The sequence below is a fragment of the Allobosea sp. TND4EK4 genome (genome assembly GCF_900156025.1).
Taxonomy (GTDB): domain Bacteria; phylum Pseudomonadota; class Alphaproteobacteria; order Rhizobiales; family Beijerinckiaceae; genus Allobosea.
Genome location: NZ_FTMO01000001.1, coordinates 242,011 through 259,088 on the forward strand (window position 1 = coordinate 242,011; position 17,078 = coordinate 259,088).

20 protein-coding genes are annotated in these 17,078 nt (G+C 67.8%); 3 read left to right on the forward strand and 17 right to left on the reverse strand.

Annotated features, from left to right (window positions below):
* Window positions 1–104: 104 nt before the first annotated feature.
* Together BW981_RS01120 and BW981_RS22420 are read left to right on the forward strand one after the other, a co-directional pair.
* Window positions 105–1,067 (forward strand): LysR family transcriptional regulator, encoded by a 963-nt coding sequence (locus BW981_RS01120; RefSeq protein WP_076435459.1) that lies wholly within the window; start codon window positions 105–107, stop codon window positions 1,065–1,067.
* Window positions 1,068–1,082: 15 nt separating this feature from the next.
* Window positions 1,083–1,283 carry a hypothetical protein gene (locus BW981_RS22420; protein ID WP_076435461.1) on the forward strand — a complete coding sequence of 67 codons (201 nt, stop codon included), beginning with the start codon at window positions 1,083–1,085 and terminating at the stop codon, window positions 1,281–1,283.
* A 4-nt stretch (window positions 1,284–1,287) separates the two neighbouring features.
* Here the strand turns inward: BW981_RS22420 and sugE are convergent, their stop codons facing one another.
* The 7 genes from sugE to BW981_RS01160 all read right to left on the reverse strand — a co-directional run bounded on the left by sugE (window position 1,288) and on the right by BW981_RS01160 (window position 6,090).
* Window positions 1,288–1,605 carry a quaternary ammonium compound efflux SMR transporter SugE gene (gene sugE / locus BW981_RS01130; protein WP_076435463.1) on the reverse strand — a complete coding sequence of 106 codons (318 nt, stop codon included), beginning with the start codon at window positions 1,603–1,605 and terminating at the stop codon, window positions 1,288–1,290.
* A 145-nt stretch (window positions 1,606–1,750) separates the two neighbouring features.
* Complete coding sequence (locus BW981_RS01135; protein ID WP_076436699.1) at window positions 1,751–2,230, reverse strand: MerR family transcriptional regulator; 480 nt, start codon at window positions 2,228–2,230, stop codon at window positions 1,751–1,753.
* Window positions 2,231–2,265: 35 nt separating this feature from the next.
* Window positions 2,266–2,580 (reverse strand): integration host factor subunit alpha, encoded by a 315-nt coding sequence (locus BW981_RS01140; RefSeq protein WP_076435465.1) that lies wholly within the window; start codon window positions 2,578–2,580, stop codon window positions 2,266–2,268.
* Window positions 2,581–2,769: 189 nt separating this feature from the next.
* A complete protein-coding gene (locus BW981_RS01145) occupies window positions 2,770–3,747 on the reverse strand; it encodes a beta-ketoacyl-ACP synthase III (protein ID WP_076435467.1) in 978 nt (325 codons plus the stop codon).
* A 13-nt stretch (window positions 3,748–3,760) separates the two neighbouring features.
* On the reverse strand, window positions 3,761–4,819 hold the full coding sequence (gene plsX, locus BW981_RS01150; RefSeq protein ID WP_076435469.1) for a phosphate acyltransferase PlsX: 1,059 nt from the start codon (window positions 4,817–4,819) through the stop codon (window positions 3,761–3,763).
* 181 nt (window positions 4,820–5,000) lie between these two features.
* The gene (locus BW981_RS01155; RefSeq protein WP_076435471.1) at window positions 5,001–5,555 is read right to left on the reverse strand and encodes a YceD family protein; all 555 of its coding nucleotides are present in this window, start codon (window positions 5,553–5,555) and stop codon (window positions 5,001–5,003) included.
* Complete coding sequence (locus tag BW981_RS01160; RefSeq protein ID WP_076435473.1) at window positions 5,545–6,090, reverse strand: ubiquinol-cytochrome C chaperone family protein; 546 nt, start codon at window positions 6,088–6,090, stop codon at window positions 5,545–5,547. Before BW981_RS01160 ends, BW981_RS01155 begins: the two co-directional genes overlap by 11 nt.
* A gap of 143 nt (window positions 6,091–6,233) precedes the next feature.
* Here BW981_RS01160 and BW981_RS01165 point away from each other — a divergent pair, with 143 nt between their 5' ends.
* Window positions 6,234–6,728 carry an outer membrane protein assembly factor BamE gene (locus tag BW981_RS01165; RefSeq protein ID WP_076435475.1) on the forward strand — a complete coding sequence of 165 codons (495 nt, stop codon included), beginning with the start codon at window positions 6,234–6,236 and terminating at the stop codon, window positions 6,726–6,728.
* Window positions 6,729–6,805: 77 nt separating this feature from the next.
* Here the strand turns inward: BW981_RS01165 and BW981_RS01170 are convergent, their stop codons facing one another.
* From BW981_RS01170 to nrdR, 10 genes are all read right to left on the reverse strand, one after another.
* Window positions 6,806–7,732: a DMT family transporter gene (locus tag BW981_RS01170; protein ID WP_076435477.1), complete on the reverse strand. Its 927-nt coding sequence runs from the start codon at window positions 7,730–7,732 to the stop codon at window positions 6,806–6,808.
* A 347-nt stretch (window positions 7,733–8,079) separates the two neighbouring features.
* On the reverse strand, window positions 8,080–10,236 hold the full coding sequence (locus BW981_RS01175) for a sodium-translocating pyrophosphatase (protein WP_076435479.1): 2,157 nt from the start codon (window positions 10,234–10,236) through the stop codon (window positions 8,080–8,082).
* A 213-nt stretch (window positions 10,237–10,449) separates the two neighbouring features.
* Window positions 10,450–11,250, reverse strand: a complete 801-nt coding sequence (gene allE, locus BW981_RS01180) for a (S)-ureidoglycine aminohydrolase (protein WP_083712084.1) — start codon at window positions 11,248–11,250, stop codon at window positions 10,450–10,452.
* Window positions 11,251–11,264: 14 nt separating this feature from the next.
* Complete coding sequence (locus BW981_RS01185) at window positions 11,265–12,476, reverse strand: MFS transporter (RefSeq protein WP_076435481.1); 1,212 nt, start codon at window positions 12,474–12,476, stop codon at window positions 11,265–11,267.
* A 59-nt stretch (window positions 12,477–12,535) separates the two neighbouring features.
* Complete coding sequence (gene thiL / locus BW981_RS01190; protein WP_076435483.1) at window positions 12,536–13,537, reverse strand: thiamine-phosphate kinase; 1,002 nt, start codon at window positions 13,535–13,537, stop codon at window positions 12,536–12,538.
* A gap of 107 nt (window positions 13,538–13,644) precedes the next feature.
* Window positions 13,645–14,112, reverse strand: a complete 468-nt coding sequence (gene nusB, locus BW981_RS01195; RefSeq protein WP_076435485.1) for a transcription antitermination factor NusB — start codon at window positions 14,110–14,112, stop codon at window positions 13,645–13,647.
* Window positions 14,109–14,633 (reverse strand): 6,7-dimethyl-8-ribityllumazine synthase, encoded by a 525-nt coding sequence (ribH, locus tag BW981_RS01200; protein ID WP_076435487.1) that lies wholly within the window; start codon window positions 14,631–14,633, stop codon window positions 14,109–14,111. The genes nusB and ribH overlap by 4 nt, the downstream gene beginning before the upstream one ends.
* Window positions 14,634–14,816: 183 nt before the next feature.
* Window positions 14,817–15,464 (reverse strand): riboflavin synthase, encoded by a 648-nt coding sequence (locus tag BW981_RS01205; protein WP_076435489.1) that lies wholly within the window; start codon window positions 15,462–15,464, stop codon window positions 14,817–14,819.
* Window positions 15,464–16,594 (reverse strand): bifunctional diaminohydroxyphosphoribosylaminopyrimidine deaminase/5-amino-6-(5-phosphoribosylamino)uracil reductase RibD, encoded by a 1,131-nt coding sequence (gene ribD / locus BW981_RS01210; protein ID WP_076435491.1) that lies wholly within the window; start codon window positions 16,592–16,594, stop codon window positions 15,464–15,466. The genes BW981_RS01205 and ribD overlap by 1 nt, the downstream gene beginning before the upstream one ends.
* A complete protein-coding gene (gene nrdR / locus BW981_RS01215; RefSeq protein WP_076435493.1) occupies window positions 16,587–17,078 on the reverse strand; it encodes a transcriptional regulator NrdR in 492 nt (163 codons plus the stop codon). Before nrdR ends, ribD begins: the two co-directional genes overlap by 8 nt.

Here is a 17,078-nt window from a genome sequence, read left to right on the forward strand (position 1 = left end):
GGAAGATCATTGCACAGTTGCAATGGACCATTCCAGCCCGCACAATGCGTGGCCCTCGTCGGAGCAGATCAGACCATGCCCTTCTCGATTGCGGAAAAGACGCCATGACACCTGCCGCCAAGGCCCTCGCCTGGGACGACTTCCGCCTGATCAAGGCCATCGCCGAGGAGCGTGCCCTGCCCGCGGCGGCCCATGCGCTCGGGATCAACCATTCGACGGTCTTCCGGCGGCTCGGGCAAATCGAGGAGGCGCTCGGCGTGAAGCTCTTCGAGCGGCACCGCAGCGGCTATGTCGCGACACCTGCCGGCGAGGAGATGGTGCTGCTGGCAGGCCGGGTCGACGAGGACATCACCGCCTTCACCCGCAAGCTCGCGGGCCAGGAGATCAAGCCCGCAGGAGAATTGCGCGTCGCAACCAACGACACGCTGCTGGTCGACCTGCTGACGCCGCTCTTCTCGAAATTCCTGGCGCAATGCCCGGATATCCGGCTCGACATCCTCGTCGGCAACCGGGCCGCCAACCTGTCCAAACGCGATGCCGATGTCGCGATCCGGGCGACGGACAGCCCTCCGGAGACGCTGGTGGGGCGCAAGCCCGCCCGCATCGCCTGGGCTCTCTATGGCCGCGCCGAGGACTTCCCCGGCCCGGAGCCGGCGAGCGAGAGTGATCTTTGGCAGTGCCCCTGGGTCTCGCTGGGCGAGCAGTTCACGATGATGAGCGCAGTGCGCTACATCGCCCGCCACGTCGCGGCCGAGCGGGTTGTCTACAAGCTCAACACCGTGCTCGGGCTCGCGGAAGCGGTGGAGGCCGGAATCGGCATCGGCTTCCTGCCCTGCTTCATCGGCGATGCGCGGCCGGGCCTGAAGCGGCTGGCGCCGCCAGACCCCAGGCTGGCGGCCGACCTCTGGATCCTGACCCATCCCGACATGCGGCACACGCCGCGCGTGCGGCTCTTCCTCGACTTCATCGCGACGGAGATCGCGCGGCTGAAGCCGCAGATCGAGGGCGAACGTCGGCCTCCCGCGGCGGAGGCGGAGATGGAGCCGTCGCAGTCCGGCGGTGTCTGAAAATCGCCGGTTCCGATGGCGGGCCGGGGCCGCTACACTACCCGCATGGAGATCGTCGTTCCCCTGATCATCGGCCTCAGCCTGATCTGGCTGATCGGCCGCGGCGTGCCGTGGAACGCCAGGCTGATGACCCTCGTCGTCACCCTGGCGATCATCGTCCTGATCGTGGCGCTGGAACGAAGCGACTACTGGCCCGAAGCGTTTCGCCGGCCCTGACCCGTCAGGCCGAGACCAGCTTCAACCCGACGATGCCGGCCACGATCAGGCCGATGCAGCCCAGCCGCAGCGCGCCTGCCGGCTCGCCCAGCAGCAGCATGCCGAGAATGGCCGTGCCGACGGTGCCGATTCCGGTCCAGACCGCATAGGCGGTGCCCACCGGCAGGCTCTTCAGCGCGAGCCCGAGCAACCCGACGCTCACCGCCATGCTGACGAGGGTGAAGACCGACGGCAGCAGGCGGGTGAAGCCTTGCGTGTATTTGAGACCGATCGCCCAGCCGACCTCGAACAGGCCCGCGATGAAGAGTGTCAGCCAGGCCATGACGGCGCTCCCGCTGCGGAGCGGGTCGTCCCGCATCCCTGGTATGGAAGGCAAATGCCGGGGTCGTCCCCAAGCTTCGGATGACGGCTCGGGCCGAAGAGGTCAAGCGGCGGATCGCTGGGGTCAGCCCCCATGCGAAGGGCGGTCAGGCCGGCTCCTCCTCGACGGGCTTCAGGGCCCGTTCGAGGATGCGGCGGCACTCGCCGAGCTCCTGCATGACGGCAGTCAGGACGGTGACGTCGTCGAGCCCCTCCGGAACGGACGGCCTCGACGGGGCCCAGCCCGGTTCCGCCGCCCCGGCGGGCTCGGTCCCGGGGGCGCCTGGCGCCTGCGCCATCGCGCCGATCGGTCCACCGCGGCCGATCGCCTGGACATGGCGCGGGCCCTGCTCCTTGAGGATGCGCTGCAGGCCCTTGATCGTGTAGCCTTCGCCGTAGAGCAGCCGGCGGATGCCCTTCAGCAGCGCAACATCGTCGGGCCGATAGTAGCGGCGCCCGCCGCCGCGCTTCAGCGGCTTGATCTGGCTGAAGCGTGTTTCCCAGAAGCGCAGAACGTGCTGGGGAACGTCGAGGTCTTCAGCGACCTCGCTGATGGTCCTGAAAGCGTCCGGGCTCTTGGTGTCCAATTCGGCCTCTGTGTTGCCGGCGTGGAACTCCAGGCTCACTCAGTCTCGCCCTCGGCACTCTGCCCGTTGATGCGGGCCTTCATCACGTTGGAGGGCTTGAACACCATCACACGACGCGGCTCGATCGGCACTTCAACGCCAGTTTTCGGATTACGCCCGATTCGCTCGCCCTTGTCTCGCACGACGAAGGACCCGAACGAGGATAACTTGACGTTTTCCCCACGCGCGACAGCATCGCAGATCTCGTCGAGCACCGCTTCGACGAGCTTGGACGATTCCGTCCGCGACAATCCGATCTTCTGGTAGACCGCCTCGCACAGATCCGCGCGCGTCACCGTTTGCCCCGACATTCCATCCTCCAAGGCGTCGCCCCCGACGCCGGCCAAGACCGGCGTCGTTCGCCATCATGGACGGCGGACGCTAGGCGCCCCGGCCATCCCGGTCAATCCTCGACAAACCGCTCCGCCATCGGCCGGAGCAGAAAATCACCTCAAAATCGGCCAGAAACATCGCATTCGAGCGAATTTCGGCTCGACCGCTCACCAGCGGATGAGCGCGGAGCCCCAGGTGAAGCCACCGCCCATCGCCTCGATCAGGATCAGCTGACCGCGCTTGATGCGGCCGTCCTTGTAGGCCTCCGCCAGCGCGAGCGGGATCGAGGCCGCCGAGGTGTTGCCATGGCGATCGACGGTGATGACGACATGGGCAGGGTCGATCCCCAGCTTGTCGGCGGTGGCATCGATGATGCGGCGGTTCGCCTGGTGCGGCACGAACCAGTCGATGTCGGCACCCGACAGTCCGGTCTCCTGGAAGGTGTGGCGCACGGTCTCGGCGAGATTGGTGACTGCGTGGCGGAAGACCTCCTTGCCCTCCATGCGCAGGAGGCCGACCGTCCCGGTCGAGCCGGCGCCGCCATCGACGTAGAGCTTGTCCTTGTAGCGGCCGTCCGAGCGGATATGGGTCGTCAGGACGCCGCGATCGGCCAGCGTGCCCTCGCCTGGTGCGGCCCTGAGCACCAGCGCGCCCGCGCCGTCACCGAAGAGGACGCACGTCGCGCGGTCTTCCCAGTCGAGAATGCGGGAGAAGGTCTCGGCACCGATGACGAGCGCCGTCTTCGCGCCTCCCGTCGAGAGAAACTTGTCGGCGGTGGCCAGCGCGAACACGAAGCCCGAGCAGACCGCCTGCAGGTCGAAGGCGACGCCGCCGGTGATGCCGAGAGCCGCCTGGATCTGCGTCGCAGTAGCGGGAAAGGTGTGGTCGGGCGTCGCGGTGGCGACGATGATCAGGTCGATCTCGGATGCGTCGATGCCGGCGTCGGCGATCGCGTCCTGCGCCGCCTTCAGGCCGACCACCGAGGTCGGCTCATCATCGGCGGCGATGTGGCGCTGGCGGATGCCCGTGCGCTGGACGATCCAGTCGTCGCTGGTATCGACCCGGGTGGCGAGTTCGGCGTTGGTGAGGATGCGGGCGGGCAGATAGGAGCCGCAGCCAACGACTTGTGAGCGCAGAATCGACAAGGACACCGTTTCCTTACTGAGCGTCCGCGGGCTGCGCGGCGGGCGAGCCGGGGCGCGTGCTGGCGGCGACCATCTCCCGGACCTTGGCCATCAGGTCCTCGCGGGCCATCTCGTAGCCGAGTTCGGCGGCGCTGGCGAAGCCGATCGCGTCGGTGCCGCCATGGCTCTTGATGACGATGCCCTCCAGGCCCAGGAAGACGCCGCCGTTGGACTTGCGGGGATCGAGCTTCTCGCGCAGAGCCCCGAAGGCGCCCTTGGCGAAGAGGTAGCCGATCTTGGCCATCAGCGATCGGCTCATCGCCGCGCGCAGGTAGGACTGGATCTGGCGGGCGGTCCCCTCGGCGGTCTTCAGCGCGATGTTGCCGGTGAAGCCTTCCGTCACCACCACGTCGACCGTGCCCTTGCCGAGGTCGTCGCCCTCGACGAAGCCGTGATAGGCCATGTGGGGCAGATTGCTCTCGCGCAGGATGCGGCCGGCGTCCTTGACCGCCTCGACGCCCTTGATCTCCTCGACGCCGACATTGAGCAGGCCTACCGTCGGCCGGTCGAGATCGAAGACGACGCGGGCCATCGCCGCGCCCATCACCGCCAGATCGACGAGATGACGCGCATCCGCGCCGATCGTCGCACCGACATCGAGCACGATGCTCTCGCCCCGGGCGGTGGGCCACAGGCAGGCGATGGCAGGCCGGTCGACCAGCGGCATCGACTTCAGGCAGAATTTCGACATCGCCATCAGCGCGCCGGTGTTGCCGGCCGAAACGGTGACGTCCGCCTCCCCCGTCTTCGTGGCGTCGATGGCGCGCCACATCGAGGATTTGTAGCGGCCATAGCGCAAGGCCTGGCTGGGCTTGTCATCCATCTTCACCGCAACCTCGGTGTGGTGGAAAGTGGTGACGGCCTTCAGCTTCGGGTGCTGCTCGATCAGCGGCAGCACCTCCTTCTCGTCTCCGAAGATGACGAAGCGCGTATCGGGGCGGCGCTCCAGCATGAGTGCGGCGCCGGGGATGACGACGCTCGGGCCATGGTCCCCGCCCATCGCATCGAGCGCGATTGTAACCGGTCTGTTCATGGAATTCTGGCGTGTCCCGGGAACGGCCGACCTTCCACCCGGAGCGGCTCTTTGCCGGCCGGACAATAGCGGTTTGCGGCTGAGCCGCAAGCTGCGCAGATCGGGTTGCGCTCCTCAATCATTGTTACGTTTCATATCCATACAGGCGCACTCCAGGGCCGGCGGAGCGGCGATGCACCCCTCAGCCATCGCGCCTGAGCTTCGCCAGCGCCGCGAAAGGCGAAGGCTCCGGTTCGGCCGCAGCCGGTGGCTCGAAGGCGACCCCGGGCTTGCGCGGATAGGGATCGAGCGCCAGCGCCAGAAACTCCTGCGTGATGGCGCCGAGATCGATCACGCCATCGACGATCGGCTCCGGCGGGTCCGCCTCGTTCAACATAACCTCGATGTCGATAGCGCCCTCGTCGGAACCGGCCTCTCGTACGGCGAAGATCGGATCGCTCGCCGGCACGAGGTCAAGCTTGATCGGCACGTCGAGCACGACGGGGAATGACTCGACCGAGACGACGCAGATCTGATGGAACTGCGCCTTGATGCGGCCCTCCAGCTTCACCCGCTCGCCATTGCGTGACAGGTCGTAACGGGCGTCCAGCGTCTCGACGGAGGCAAGGCCGAGCGTTTTCGCAATGGCCGCGAGTTGGTCCGCCTCGGCCTGCAGCGTCACCTGCGTCCCGCGCGGACGAATCTGCTCCACCCGGACCGGGTGGCTGAGGGCTGGACTGCTGCGATCAGGCTTCATCAGGGGGTTCCTTGCCGCAGAATATGGGAAACAGCGTGACCTTTTCCAGGATGAGGTCCAGATCGTACCCGGCAAGCTGCGCCTGCGCCGTGCGCAGATAGTCCGCCAGAAGGGCAGCGTCGGCAGAAGGCGCGGCGTTGCGGCGCAGTGCCTCCTCCAGCGCCGCGGGATCCGCCTCCGAGAAGGCCGTGCCATAGGCTTGCAGACGCCCATAGAACATCTGGCCGATCTTTTTCATTCGCTTCGGCACGGCGATATCGCTGACGCCGCCATTGCGAAAGCCGAGCTCCAGATAGTCGAAGCAGCAATCCGTAAGGTCCTGGGCCAGGTCGTCAGATGGCGAAGGGAGCTCGCGCAGCCTCCGCAGCACCAGGAACATGTGGAGCGCCAGCGATTCGAAACGTCCCTCGAAACTGTCGGGGATGCCGCCATCCATGTAGAGCGCAGGGCGCCGCGAGGCGTCGGCGATGCGCGCGAACAGCGCATCAGCCGGCGCACGCCGCCGCGCGCGCTTGCCGAACCAGCCGAAGATCACCGGATTTCCTCCATCCAGCGCCTTCCCGCGCGTCCTTGCCTTGCCAAAGCCATCCTCGGGCGTTACGCCAACCCTCACCCATTTGACAAGCGGCTTGGAACGCAGAGCGTTCCTTGGCCGCCCCGCCTTCGGATCGTGCCCGCATGACCCTCATCACCCGCCGCACGGCTCTGCTCGGGGCCCTCGCGACAACAACGCTGACGATCGCCGGCTGCGGCCCCGACGCTGGCGGCTTCGTGCTTCCGACCTCGGCGGGCCTCAACGAGGAGTTCAAGCGCGGCTTCGTCATGGACGATGCGCTGGTCGCCCAGGTGAAGGTCGGCATGGACGTTCACAAGGTGCTGGAGATTCTCGGCACGCCGTCCACGACCTCGACCGTCGGCAACCGCACCTTCTACTACATCAGCCAGACGGTGCGCCGCCGCTTCCAGTTCCAGGACCCGCAGGTGATCGACCAGCAGGTGCTGGTGGTCTACTTCAACAAGGGCTTCAAGGTGGAGCGCATCGCGCATTACGGCCTGCAGGACGGCGTGATCTTCGACTTCATCAGCCGGACGACGGCGTCGGGCGGCCAAGAGCAGAGCTTCCTGCGCAACCTCTTCCGCGGCGTCACCAAGTTCAACCCGCTCGGCAGCTGAACGGCTGCTCGCGGCGATCGAACACAAGACCCGCGGCTCACGCCGCGGGTTTTCCGTTTTGGGCCGTGGCCTTGCCGTCAGCGGGACCTGTCGCGGCGGCGCGGCGGCAACGTCATCGCCAGGACGCCGCCGATCACGAGGACGAGGCCGCCCCAGGCGGTCGGCGCCAGTGTCTCCCCAAGGAAGAGCATGCCGATCAGCACGCCGGTCGGGACGCGCAGATAGGCGACCGACGTGGTGGCGACCGAGCCCAGCCTGGCGATCAGCCGGAAATAGATCACGAAGGCCAGGGCGGTCGACACGAGCGACAAGGCGATCAGGGCCTGGAGCGACTGGGCTGACGGCGTCAGCGTCCAGGGCCGATCGACAGCCAGGCTGAGCGGCAGCAGGACGACCGCGCCGCATAGCAGGGAACCCGCGGCGGGCATGACCGGAGCGAGCCCCTTGAAATTCCGACCGAACAGGGCGGCGCCGCCATAGCAGATGCTGGCCGCGACCAGGGCCAGCTGGGCCCAGAGCTGATCGCCAACGCCGGACATCGCCTGCGTGCCGACGATGAGGACAGTGCCGGCAAGGCCTGCCCCGATCCCCAGCAACCGGACCGGCGGCAACCGCTCGACGCCGGCCGTCAGGCAGGAGAGCAGGACGACGAAGATCGGGCTGGTCGAGCTCAGGATCGTCGCCAGACCGGCATCGACGCTGCGCTCGGCCCAGGCGATCAGAGTGAAGGGCGCGACGCTGTTGAGGCAGGCCTGGATCAGGAATTGCCGCCATGTCGCGAGGTCGCGCGGCAGCCTCAGGCCGCGCCAGCGGAGGAAGGCGAGCAGCGTCACACCCGCGATCAGCGTGCGCGCCGCGATCAGCGTCAGCGGCGGGATGGTGTCGACACCGATCTTGATGAAGCTGTAGGAGCCGCCCCAGAGCGTGGCGAGCACCAGCAACAGGGCGAGGTCGGCGGCACGGCCTGGAATGGCGGCGGGTCGGTCGAGCATTGGCGTTGACATGGTTCCTCCTCGGATGGGCGGACCATGCCAGCCGGGCTGTATCGGCGCATGCGGGAACACTACGGAGCCGGCCGTAGCTTGCCGGGTTGATTCAAGACGCTGCCACGTTGTTTCAGGCGAGGGGCGCAAGTCGTTGGCGCGCAAGGCATTCCGCCTTCGGAGCGCGGCAGGCTACACGGCTGTTGCCAGCGCGGACAAGCAATCCAGGGAGCTGGGCGGAGGCGTTCGACCCGGCCCCCTGGATTGCCCCGTCACTTCGCTCCAGGCCATGGCGGCTCGCCGGCAGGCTCAACCAAAAACCCGCGGCTTTCGCCGCGGGCTGGTGATTGGCTCAACGTTCCTCGCGATCAGGAGTGGGCGAGGATCGCGAGCAGCAGCAGCGCGATGATGTTGGTGATCTTGATCGCGGGGTTCACGGCCGGGCCCGCCGTGTCCTTGTAGGGATCGCCGACGGTGTCACCGGTCACCGAGGCCTTGTGCGCCTCCGAGCCCTTCATGTGACGCACACCGTCCTTGTCGACGAAGCCGTCCTCGAAGCTCTTCTTGGCATTGTCCCAGGCGCCGCCGCCCGAGGTCATCGAGATCGCGACGAAGATGCCCGTCACGATCACGCCCATCAGCATGGCGCCGACAGCGGCGAAGGCGTTGTTCTTGCCCGCGATCCAGTAGATCACGAAATAGGTCAGGAACGGCGCCAGCACCGGCAGCAGGGACGGAACCACCATCTCCTTGATTGCCGCCTTCGTCAGCATGTCGACGGCACGGCCGTAATCGGGCCGGTCCGTGCCCTGCATGATGCCGGGCTTCTCGCGGAACTGGCGTCGAACCTCCTCGACGACCGATCCAGCCGCCCGTCCCACCGCCGTCATGCCCATGCCCGCGAAGAGGAAGGGGATGAGGCCGCCGAGCAGCAGGCCGACGACGACGTAGGGGTTGGACAAGGAGAAATCGACCGTGACGCCCTTGAAGTACTGGAACGTGGTCGATCCCGCCTTGTTGGCCTCGGAAATGAAGAAGTTGAGGTCCGAAGTGTAGGCCGCGAACAGCACCAGCGCGCCGAGGCCGGCCGAGCCGATCGCGTAACCCTTGGTGATCGCCTTGGTGGTGTTGCCGACGGCGTCGAGCGCGTCGGTGGAGTGGCGGACCTCCTTGGGCAGGCCGGCCATCTCCGCGATGCCGCCGGCATTGTCGGTAACGGGGCCGAAGGCGTCGAGCGCCACGACGACGCCCGCCAGCGCCAGCATGGCGGTGGTGGCGATGGCGATGCCGAAGAGACCGGCGAGCGTGTAGCTGACGATGATGCCGGCGATGATGACGATCGTCGGCAGGGCCGTCGATTCCAGCGAGACCGCGAGGCCCTGGATGACGTTGGTGCCATGGCCCGTCACCGAAGCCTGGGCGATCGAGACCACCGGGCGCTTGCCGGTGCCGGTGTAGTATTCGGTGATGACGACGATCAGCAGCGTCACGGCCAGGCCCACCATCGCGCAGCCGAAGAGCTTGCCAGAGGTGAAGGTGACGTTCTGGACCGTCGTGAAGGAGGCGGAAAAGCCGCCGAACATGACGTAGTTCACCGCCGCGATCGCAGCGATGGAGAGCACACCGGCGGCGATGAAGCCCTTGTAGAGCGCGCCCATGATCGACTGGTTGGCGCCGAGCTTGACGAAGAAGGTGCCGATGATCGAGGTCACGATGCAGGCGGCGCCGATCGCCATCGGATACAGCATCATCGTGCCGAGCACGGGCTGGCCCGCGAAGAAGATGGCGGCGAGCACCATGGTCGCGACCAACGTCACCGCATAAGTCTCGAACAGGTCGGCCGCCATGCCGGCGCAGTCGCCGACATTGTCACCGACATTGTCCGCGATCGTGGCGGGGTTGCGCGGATCGTCCTCCGGGATGCCGGCCTCGACCTTGCCGACGAGGTCGGCGCCGACATCGGCGCCCTTGGTGAAGATGCCGCCGCCGAGACGGGCAAAGATCGAGATCAGCGAGGCGCCGAAGCCGAGCGCCACCAGCGAATCGATCACCGTGCGGCTGGAGGGTTCGAAGCCGAGCGACGAGGTCAGGATGCCGTAATAGACGGCGACACCGAGCAGAGCGAGGCCGGCGACGAGCATCCCGGTGACCGCACCCGCCTTGAAGGCGACGTCGAGCCCCTCGCCCAGCGACTGCATCGCGGCCTGGGCGGTGCGGACATTGGCGCGCACCGAGACGTTCATGCCGATGAAGCCGGCCGCGCCCGACAGCACGGCGCCGATCAGGAAGCCGATCGCAACCCATTTGCCCAGCAGCCAGGCAAGTGCGACGAACAGCACGATGCCGACGATGGAAATCGTGAGATATTGCCGCTTGAGATAGGCCTGCGCGCCTTCAGCGACCGCGCCGGAGATCTCCTGCATGCGCTGGCTGCCGGCGTCGCGCTTCATGACGTCGCCATAGGCCCAGACGCCGTAGGCTATCGAGAGCGCACTCAATAGAATGATGACAAGCAGAGCTGACATTCGTTTTCCTGACCCTAAAGGCGTTGCCGTCGGGAGCGTTACCGCTCCTCGTTCTGCAGCGTTGGACGTCAGGCAGCGAAAAACGAGCCCTGAAAGACTACAAGGCCCGCTCCGCGTCGCCAGTGTCAGGCGAATTTGTGGCAAGTTTCGCGAAGAAGCGCAAACGGCGCCGCTTACAGATTTCGTCGGATGTCACGAATGGACGGCAGGACGTCAGAGCGCGATGTCGCGGTTGACGTTCTTGTAAAGCAGATAGCACGCGTCGCCCTGGCCGGTCGGATAGAACTGCTGCGGGCAATACCCGCCCATCCAGATGAAATCGCGCGCCCAGATCTCGTGCCAATCGCTCCCCAGCAAATAGAGCCCCTGCCCTTCCAGCATGTAGAGGCCGTGCTCCATCACATGGGTCTCCACGGCCGGGAAGCAGACCCCCGGCTTGAACCACATCAGGTTCATCTCGAAGTCGAAGCGCATGTCGCCATAGGGCAACAGGAACTGGAAGCCGCGCCCCTCCATGCCGGTGTGATTCGTCATGGGCACGGCATCGCGATGGGACAGGATGGCGCCCGGGACGGCGATGCCGGGGGCGGGCTCGTAGCGCTTGCGCAGGGCCAGGACGTCGGCCCGCCCCTCGCCCGACTGGCGCAGGGTAAAGCGCGTCCCCGGCGGCAGATAGGCAAAGCCCCCGACAGCCAGTGTCCGGCTCTCGCCGCCTTCGATGGAGAGCACCACCTCGCCGCCGAGCACATAATAGAAATGCTGAATGCCATCCTCGGCGAAGGCCGCCGGCATCCCTCCGCCTTCCGCGATCTCCAGCACATATTGAGCGAAGCGCGCGCCCATCACCGGCGCGGTGAGAATGCGCGCGATCGTCCTCTCGAACTGCGGAAGCCGGCTGACGAGCACGCCTTCGGGCGGCATGAAGGCATAGTTCCGCGCGACCACGCCGCGGTTATGGCCAAAGGCGCCGGGCGGCACGCGCCCGGTCGCCGCAGGAAAGGGGCGATCGCTCAAGGAAGGCGCCTCCGTCAGACGGCAGCCGACGCCGTTTTGCGCTGGTAATGCTGCCAGGCGACGAGAGCGAGCGCAATCGCGACGGGCGGGAACACCATCCAGTTCACGGTGTCCCAGCCGCCATGGCTGACCAACCCGCCCGAGGAGAAGGAGGCGATCGCCACTGAACCGAAGACGAGGAAATCGTTCGCCGCCTGCACCTTGACCCGCTCCTCCGGCCGGTAGCAATCCGTCACCAGCGACGTCGCGCCGATGAAGCCGAGGTTCCAGCCGAGACCGAGCAGCACGAGCGCGATCCAGAAATGCGCGACGCTGAGGCCCGACAGCCCGACGATGGCGGCGAACGCCGTCAGGACGAGGCCGGCGATGGTGACGCCTTCCTTGCCGAAGCGCTCGATCAGCCGGCCGGTGAAGAAGCTGGGCCCGTACATCGCCAGCACGTGCCACTGAATCCCGAGGGCGGCCTCGCCGACCGAATGGCCGCAGGCGACCATGGCGATCGGCGCGGCCGTCATGACGAAGCTCATCAGCCCATAGGCGACGAGGGCCGCGATGACCGAGGCGACGAATTTCGGCTGGCGCATGATCTCGCCGAGCGGGCGGCCGCGATCCGCCTTGACCGCTGCGACGGGCGGCGCGTGCAACTGAGAGACGACGAGGATCGCGAGCAGCGCCAGCGCGCCCTGCGCGAGAAAGCTCGCGGCGAAGGGCGCGGCCGGCGTGAGGTCGCGCGTCCAGTAGACCGATTGCGGGCCGATGACGCCTGCAGCCAGCCCGCCGAGCATCACCCAGGAGATGGCACGCGCCTTGAAGGCCGGGCTCGCCGTGTCGGCGGCCGCGAAGCGGTAGCTCTGGACGAAGGAGCCGTAGAGCCCGCAGATGAAGGTCCCGAGGCAGAACAGCGCGAAGTCGCGCGTGACCACGCCGGCGGCAGCCACGCTCGCGCCCGATGCGCCGACCAGGGCGCCGATCAGATAGCCACCGCGCCGACCGAGCCGCCGCATCAGCATCGCCGCGGGGATGACGCCGGCCGCGATCCCGAGCTGCAACAGGCTGACGGGAACGGTGGCGAAGGTCTGGTCGGAAGCGAGCTGCGTGCCAACCAGGCCGCCGAGCGAGACGACGATCGCCGGATTGGCGCCGCCGAGCGCCTGAGCGCCGGTCAGGATCAGCGCGTTGCGCTTCGCGAGGCGGTCGCCTTCATGAATCTGGACATGCTGGTTCATCGCCACGCCGTTCCGCGGCGCTGGCGCCGCCTGCCTTAAAGAGCGGGCATCACCATGCCCTAGAAGTGCGAATAGGAGCTTGAGCCCGACGCAGGGCGCTCTCCTTTTCCGCCGTACCGCACGGCACCTGGCCCGGCAACGATTCGCCCGATTGCCGTCAGGGGAATACCTGCCTCCGCCGCGGCACCTACAAGAGTAAAAACCTCTCCGTCCGGCGCCGTGCAGAGAATTTCGTAGTCGTCTCCGCCGGTCCAGGCCAGTTCCGCCAGCGCAGGATCGGCCATGAGCGCGGCGCGGGCCGGCGCAGAGAGCGGCACGGTATCGAGGTCGATCTCGGCGCCGACTCCGGACGCCTTCAGCAGCTTGCCAAGATCGCCGATCAGCCCGTCCGAGACGTCCATCGCCGCCGAGGCATGCTGCTGCAGGACTTTCGCCAGTGCGTGGCGCGGCTGCGGACGCAGGTAGCGGTCCGCGAGGAAGCCACGCTCCTGCGCGTCGAGCGCAGCGACCCATCCCGGTTGGTCCGGACCATGGACCTTGAGCCCGAGCGCGCCGTCGCCGATCGTCCCGGAGACCAGCACGACATCGCCCGGCTTGGCGCCCGTCCGGCGCACCATGCGTCCGGCCGGCACGACGCCGAAAGCGGTGATTGAGAGGGTCAGCGGCCCCGGCGTCGAGACCGTGTCGCCGCCGATCAGCGGACAGCCGGCGTCCTTCGCCAGCCTGCCGAGCCCCTCGGCGAATGCGTCCAGCCAGGCTTCCGTCCAGTCGCGCGGCAAGGCGATGGTCAGCACGAAGCCTTCGGGCTTGGCGCCCTTCGCCGCGAGGTCGGAGAGGTTGACGGCCAGTGCCTTCCAGCCGATCGCCGCCGGCGGGTCAACGGGGAAGAAATGGACGCCCGCGACCAGCGCGTCCGCCGTGACCACCACTTCATAGCCGCGCCCGGGCCGCAGCAGCCCGGCATCGTCGATCAGGCCCAGGCCGCCGGGACCCGCGAGCGGCGCGAAATAGCGCGCGATCAGCTCGAATTCACCGGGGCGCTGACAGGTTTCGTCGGACATGACAAAGATCTCTACGTCATTGCGAAGAGCGAAGCGACGCCCCCACCCGGAACCAGCAGCGCTCTACGTGCCCGTGGATTGCTTCGCTACGCTCGCAATGACGATCGTCACGCCGCCGGGGCGTCGAACTCGTCGGCCCGGAACTCGCGGGCCATCTTGTCCAGCACGGCGTTGACCATGCCGATCTCCTCGCCCTCGTAGAAGGCGCGGGCGACGGCGACATATTCGGAGATGACGGCACGGGCCGGCACGTCCTTGCGGAAGGCCAGTTCATAGGCGCCGGCGCGGAAGATCGCCCGGACCACGGCCTCGACGCGCTTCAGCGGCCAGCCCTCGGCCAGCAGGCGGTCGACCGTCCGGTCGACCAGCAACTGCTCGCGCACCACACCGCCCAGCAGATCGCGGAAAAAGGCGATCTCCGCTTTCGGCAGCTCGATCTCCTCGACCTCCTTGCCGATCCAGAACGCCTCGAACTCGGCCATCGCCTCGGTCACGCCGCGACCGCCGATTTCCATCTCGTAGAGCGCCTGGACGGCCGAAAGCCGTGCGCCGCGCCGCATCTCGGCCCGGCTCATTCCGGCTGCTCCGCATCGGAGGCTCCGGCGAGGGAGCGCTTGTAGCGCAGCACGGCGAGCGCCGCCTCGGCTGCGCCGCCGCCCTTGTCCATCTCCGAACGGTTCGCCCGCGCCCAGGCCTGCGCCTCGTTCTCGACGGTCAGGATGCCATTGCCGAGCGGCAGGGCGAAGGCGACCGACAGATCCATCAGCGCGCGCGAGCTCTCGCCCGCGACGATGTCGTAATGGCCGGTCTCGCCGCGGATCACGGTGCCGAGCGCGACCACGGCCTCGTAGGGATCGACCGACTCGTCGGCGGCGCGCAGGCCGATGACGATGGCCGAGGGAATTTCGAGCGCGCCGGGCACGGTGACGACATCGACGCGGCAGCCGGCCTTGTCGAGGACCGCGGTCGCGCCGGCCAGAAGCTCGTCGGCGAGCGTGTCGTAAAAGCGCGCCTCGACCACGAGCACGCGGGCGCCCTCGATGTCGAGCGCAGGAGTTGCGGCCTCTTCGGCCGAGATCTGCCGGGGTCCGGCCATGGTTCTTGTCCTTAGATCGAGCAGTCGTTTCAACGTTGAACCGACCGCGCCGTCATTCCGGCCGGAGCGAAGCGCAGAGCCGGGATCCATGCCTGAACTTCAACCGAAGAGGCTCAGGCATGGATCCCGGGTCGCCCTTCGGTCGCCCGGGATGACGGCGCGGATGGTGATAGGGGCGACGGTCTACCCCTGCGGGCGCGCCTCCGCAAGCCGCGCGGCATAACGGGCCATCAGATCGACCTCGAGATGGACCGGGTCGCCTTCCTTGCGCAGCCCCCAGGTCGTGACCGAGAGCGAATGCGGGATCAGCAGCACCGTGAAGACTTCTCCCTCGACACTGTTCACCGTTAGCGAGGTGCCGTCGAGGCAGACCGAGCCCTTGGTCGCGACGAAGCGCATCAGCGCCTCCGGCGCGCGGATGTGGAAGCGCGCAGTGGCGCCCCAGGGTTCGTCCGGATCGGCCGCGATCGGCTCGATGCGGGCGATGGTCGCGACGCCGTCGACATGCCCCGTCACGAGATGGCCGCCGAGCTCGTCCCCCACCTTCAGCGAGCGCTCGAGATTGATCCGCGTGCCGGCCTCCCAATCCGCGACGGTCGTCTTGGCCAGCGTCTCGGCCGCGGCCTCGACCTGGAAGACGCAGCCCGGCTGGCCGTCCGCACGCTCGCGCAGCGCGGTCACGGTGAGGCAGACGCCGGCGCAGGCGATCGAGGCGCCAAGCTCGATGCCGCGCGCCTCATAGGGGCTGGCGATGGCGAGCCGCTTCAGGCTCGGCCCCTTGCGCTCGGCCTCCACGACCTCACCGATGGCGGTGACGATGCCGGTGAACATCAGCCTCTCCTCACGAAATGCTCGAAGCGGTCGTCGCCGATCAACTCGGTCTCCGCAAGGCGGTAGAGATCGGGGCTGGTCAGCGCGCGCGCAAGGTCGGGCCGCACCGCGACGACGCCCTCGCTCCCGAGCGCGCGCGGCGAGGTCGACACGATGACCTCGTCGGCGAGGCCGGCCAGCGCCAGCTTCTCGCCGATCCGCGGGCCGCCTTCCGAAAAGACGCGGGTGATGCCGCGGGTGCCGAGCAAGCTCAGCGCCTCGGCGAGGTCGAGACGGCCATCCGCGCCGGCGGAGACGCGCATCACCTCGACGCCGGCTGCGGCCAGCGCCAGCTCGGGTCCGACCGGAGCGCCTTCCGCCGCGATCACCCAGACCGGCACCTCATGAGCCGTGCGCACGAGGGTCGAAGCCAGAGGCAGCTTGAGGTGGCTGTCGAGAATGACGCGCACCGGCGAGCGCGCTTCCAGCCCCGGCAGACGCACCGTGAGCTGCGGATCGTCCGCCAGAACCGAGCCGATGCCGAGCATGATCGCGTCGTGATGAGCCCGCTGGAGGTGGACCCAGGCCGAGGCCTGGGCGCTCGAAACCCTGATCGGCGTGCCGCCGGGGCCGCCGGCATAGCCGTCCGCCGTGCGCGCGATCTTGAAGGTCACCATCGGCCGGCCCTGCGTCACCCGCAGCACATGGCCGCGATGGGCGCGCTGCGCCTGATCTTCGAGAACGCCGGTCACCACCTCCAGCCCCGCGGTGCGCAACAGGGCGTGGCCGAGCCCGGCGATGAAGGGATTGGGATCGGCCATCGCCGAGACCACCCGCATCACGCCGGAAAGGATGGTGTGCTCGACGCAAGGGATGCCGCCGCGCACCGAGCGATGCGAGCAGGGTTCGAGCGTGACATAGAGCGTGCCGCCCATCGCCGCGGCGCCTGCGCGCGAGAAGGCGTGGGCCTCGCCATGGGGGCGCCCGCCGAGCTGGGTCAGGCCGCGCGCGACGACCACTGGCCCGTCCGGCGTGTCCTGCGTGACGATGGCGCCGACCGAGGGGTTGGGCCAGGTCGCGCCGAGATGGCGCGCGCCATAGCTCAGCGCTTGCGCCATGTAGGCGCGGTCGACGGCAGTCCGGTCAGTCATCGGTCCGGTCGGGTGGCGCGATCGCGCCCTCCTCCACCGTGCCGAGCTGGCCGAGCAGCTCCTCGAAATCCTTGGCCTCGCGGAAGTTCTTGTAGACCGAGGCGAAGCGCACATAGGCGACGTCGTCGAGGCCCTTGAGCCCTTCCATCACCAGTTCGCCGATCGTCGGGCTGGCGATCTCGGCCTCGCCGGAGCTTTCGAGCTGGCGGACGATCCCGTTGACCATCCGCTCGATGCGCTCGGGCGCGACCGGGCGCTTGCGCAAGGCATGCGCGATCGAGGTCTCCAGCTTGTCGCGGTCGAAGGGCGTGCGCCGTCCGGAGCGCTTCACCACCGTCAGTTCGCGCAACTGCACGCGCTCGAAGGTGGTGAAACGGCCGCCGCAATCGGGGCAGACGCGGCGGCGGCGAATCGAGGCGGAGTCCTCGGTCGGCCGGGAATCCTTCACCTGCGTGTCGAGGGAGCCGCAATAGGGACAGCGCAT

What these genes read in the sequence shown, in the direction of transcription:
- sugE (WP_076435463.1), bottom strand. Translation starts at nt 1,605, where the DNA reads ATGGCCTGGCTGACACTCTTCATCGCGGGCCTGTTCGAGGTCGGCTGG.
- BW981_RS01165 (WP_076435475.1), top strand. Translation starts at nt 6,234, where the DNA reads ATGACCCTCATCACCCGCCGCACGGCTCTGCTCGGGGCCCTCGCGACA.
- plsX (WP_076435469.1), bottom strand. Translation starts at nt 4,819, where the DNA reads ATGAACAGACCGGTTACAATCGCGCTCGATGCGATGGGCGGGGACCAT.
- nusB (WP_076435485.1), bottom strand. Translation starts at nt 14,112, where the DNA reads ATGAGCCGGGCCGAGATGCGGCGCGGCGCACGGCTTTCGGCCGTCCAG.
- BW981_RS01205 (WP_076435489.1), bottom strand. Translation starts at nt 15,464, where the DNA reads ATGTTCACCGGCATCGTCACCGCCATCGGTGAGGTCGTGGAGGCCGAG.
- nrdR (WP_076435493.1), bottom strand. Translation starts at nt 17,078, where the DNA reads ATGCGCTGTCCCTATTGCGGCTCCCTCGACACGCAGGTGAAGGATTCC.
- BW981_RS01120 (WP_076435459.1), top strand. Translation starts at nt 105, where the DNA reads ATGACACCTGCCGCCAAGGCCCTCGCCTGGGACGACTTCCGCCTGATC.
- BW981_RS01175 (WP_076435479.1), bottom strand. Translation starts at nt 10,236, where the DNA reads ATGTCAGCTCTGCTTGTCATCATTCTATTGAGTGCGCTCTCGATAGCC.
- thiL (WP_076435483.1), bottom strand. Translation starts at nt 13,537, where the DNA reads ATGTCCGACGAAACCTGTCAGCGCCCCGGTGAATTCGAGCTGATCGCG.
- ribD (WP_076435491.1), bottom strand. Translation starts at nt 16,594, where the DNA reads ATGACTGACCGGACTGCCGTCGACCGCGCCTACATGGCGCAAGCGCTG.
- BW981_RS01155 (WP_076435471.1), bottom strand. Translation starts at nt 5,555, where the DNA reads ATGAAGCCTGATCGCAGCAGTCCAGCCCTCAGCCACCCGGTCCGGGTG.
- BW981_RS22420 (WP_076435461.1), top strand. Translation starts at nt 1,083, where the DNA reads ATGGCGGGCCGGGGCCGCTACACTACCCGCATGGAGATCGTCGTTCCC.
- BW981_RS01185 (WP_076435481.1), bottom strand. Translation starts at nt 12,476, where the DNA reads ATGAACCAGCATGTCCAGATTCATGAAGGCGACCGCCTCGCGAAGCGC.
- BW981_RS01170 (WP_076435477.1), bottom strand. Translation starts at nt 7,732, where the DNA reads ATGTCAACGCCAATGCTCGACCGACCCGCCGCCATTCCAGGCCGTGCC.
- BW981_RS01140 (WP_076435465.1), bottom strand. Translation starts at nt 2,580, where the DNA reads ATGTCGGGGCAAACGGTGACGCGCGCGGATCTGTGCGAGGCGGTCTAC.
- ribH (WP_076435487.1), bottom strand. Translation starts at nt 14,633, where the DNA reads ATGGCCGGACCCCGGCAGATCTCGGCCGAAGAGGCCGCAACTCCTGCG.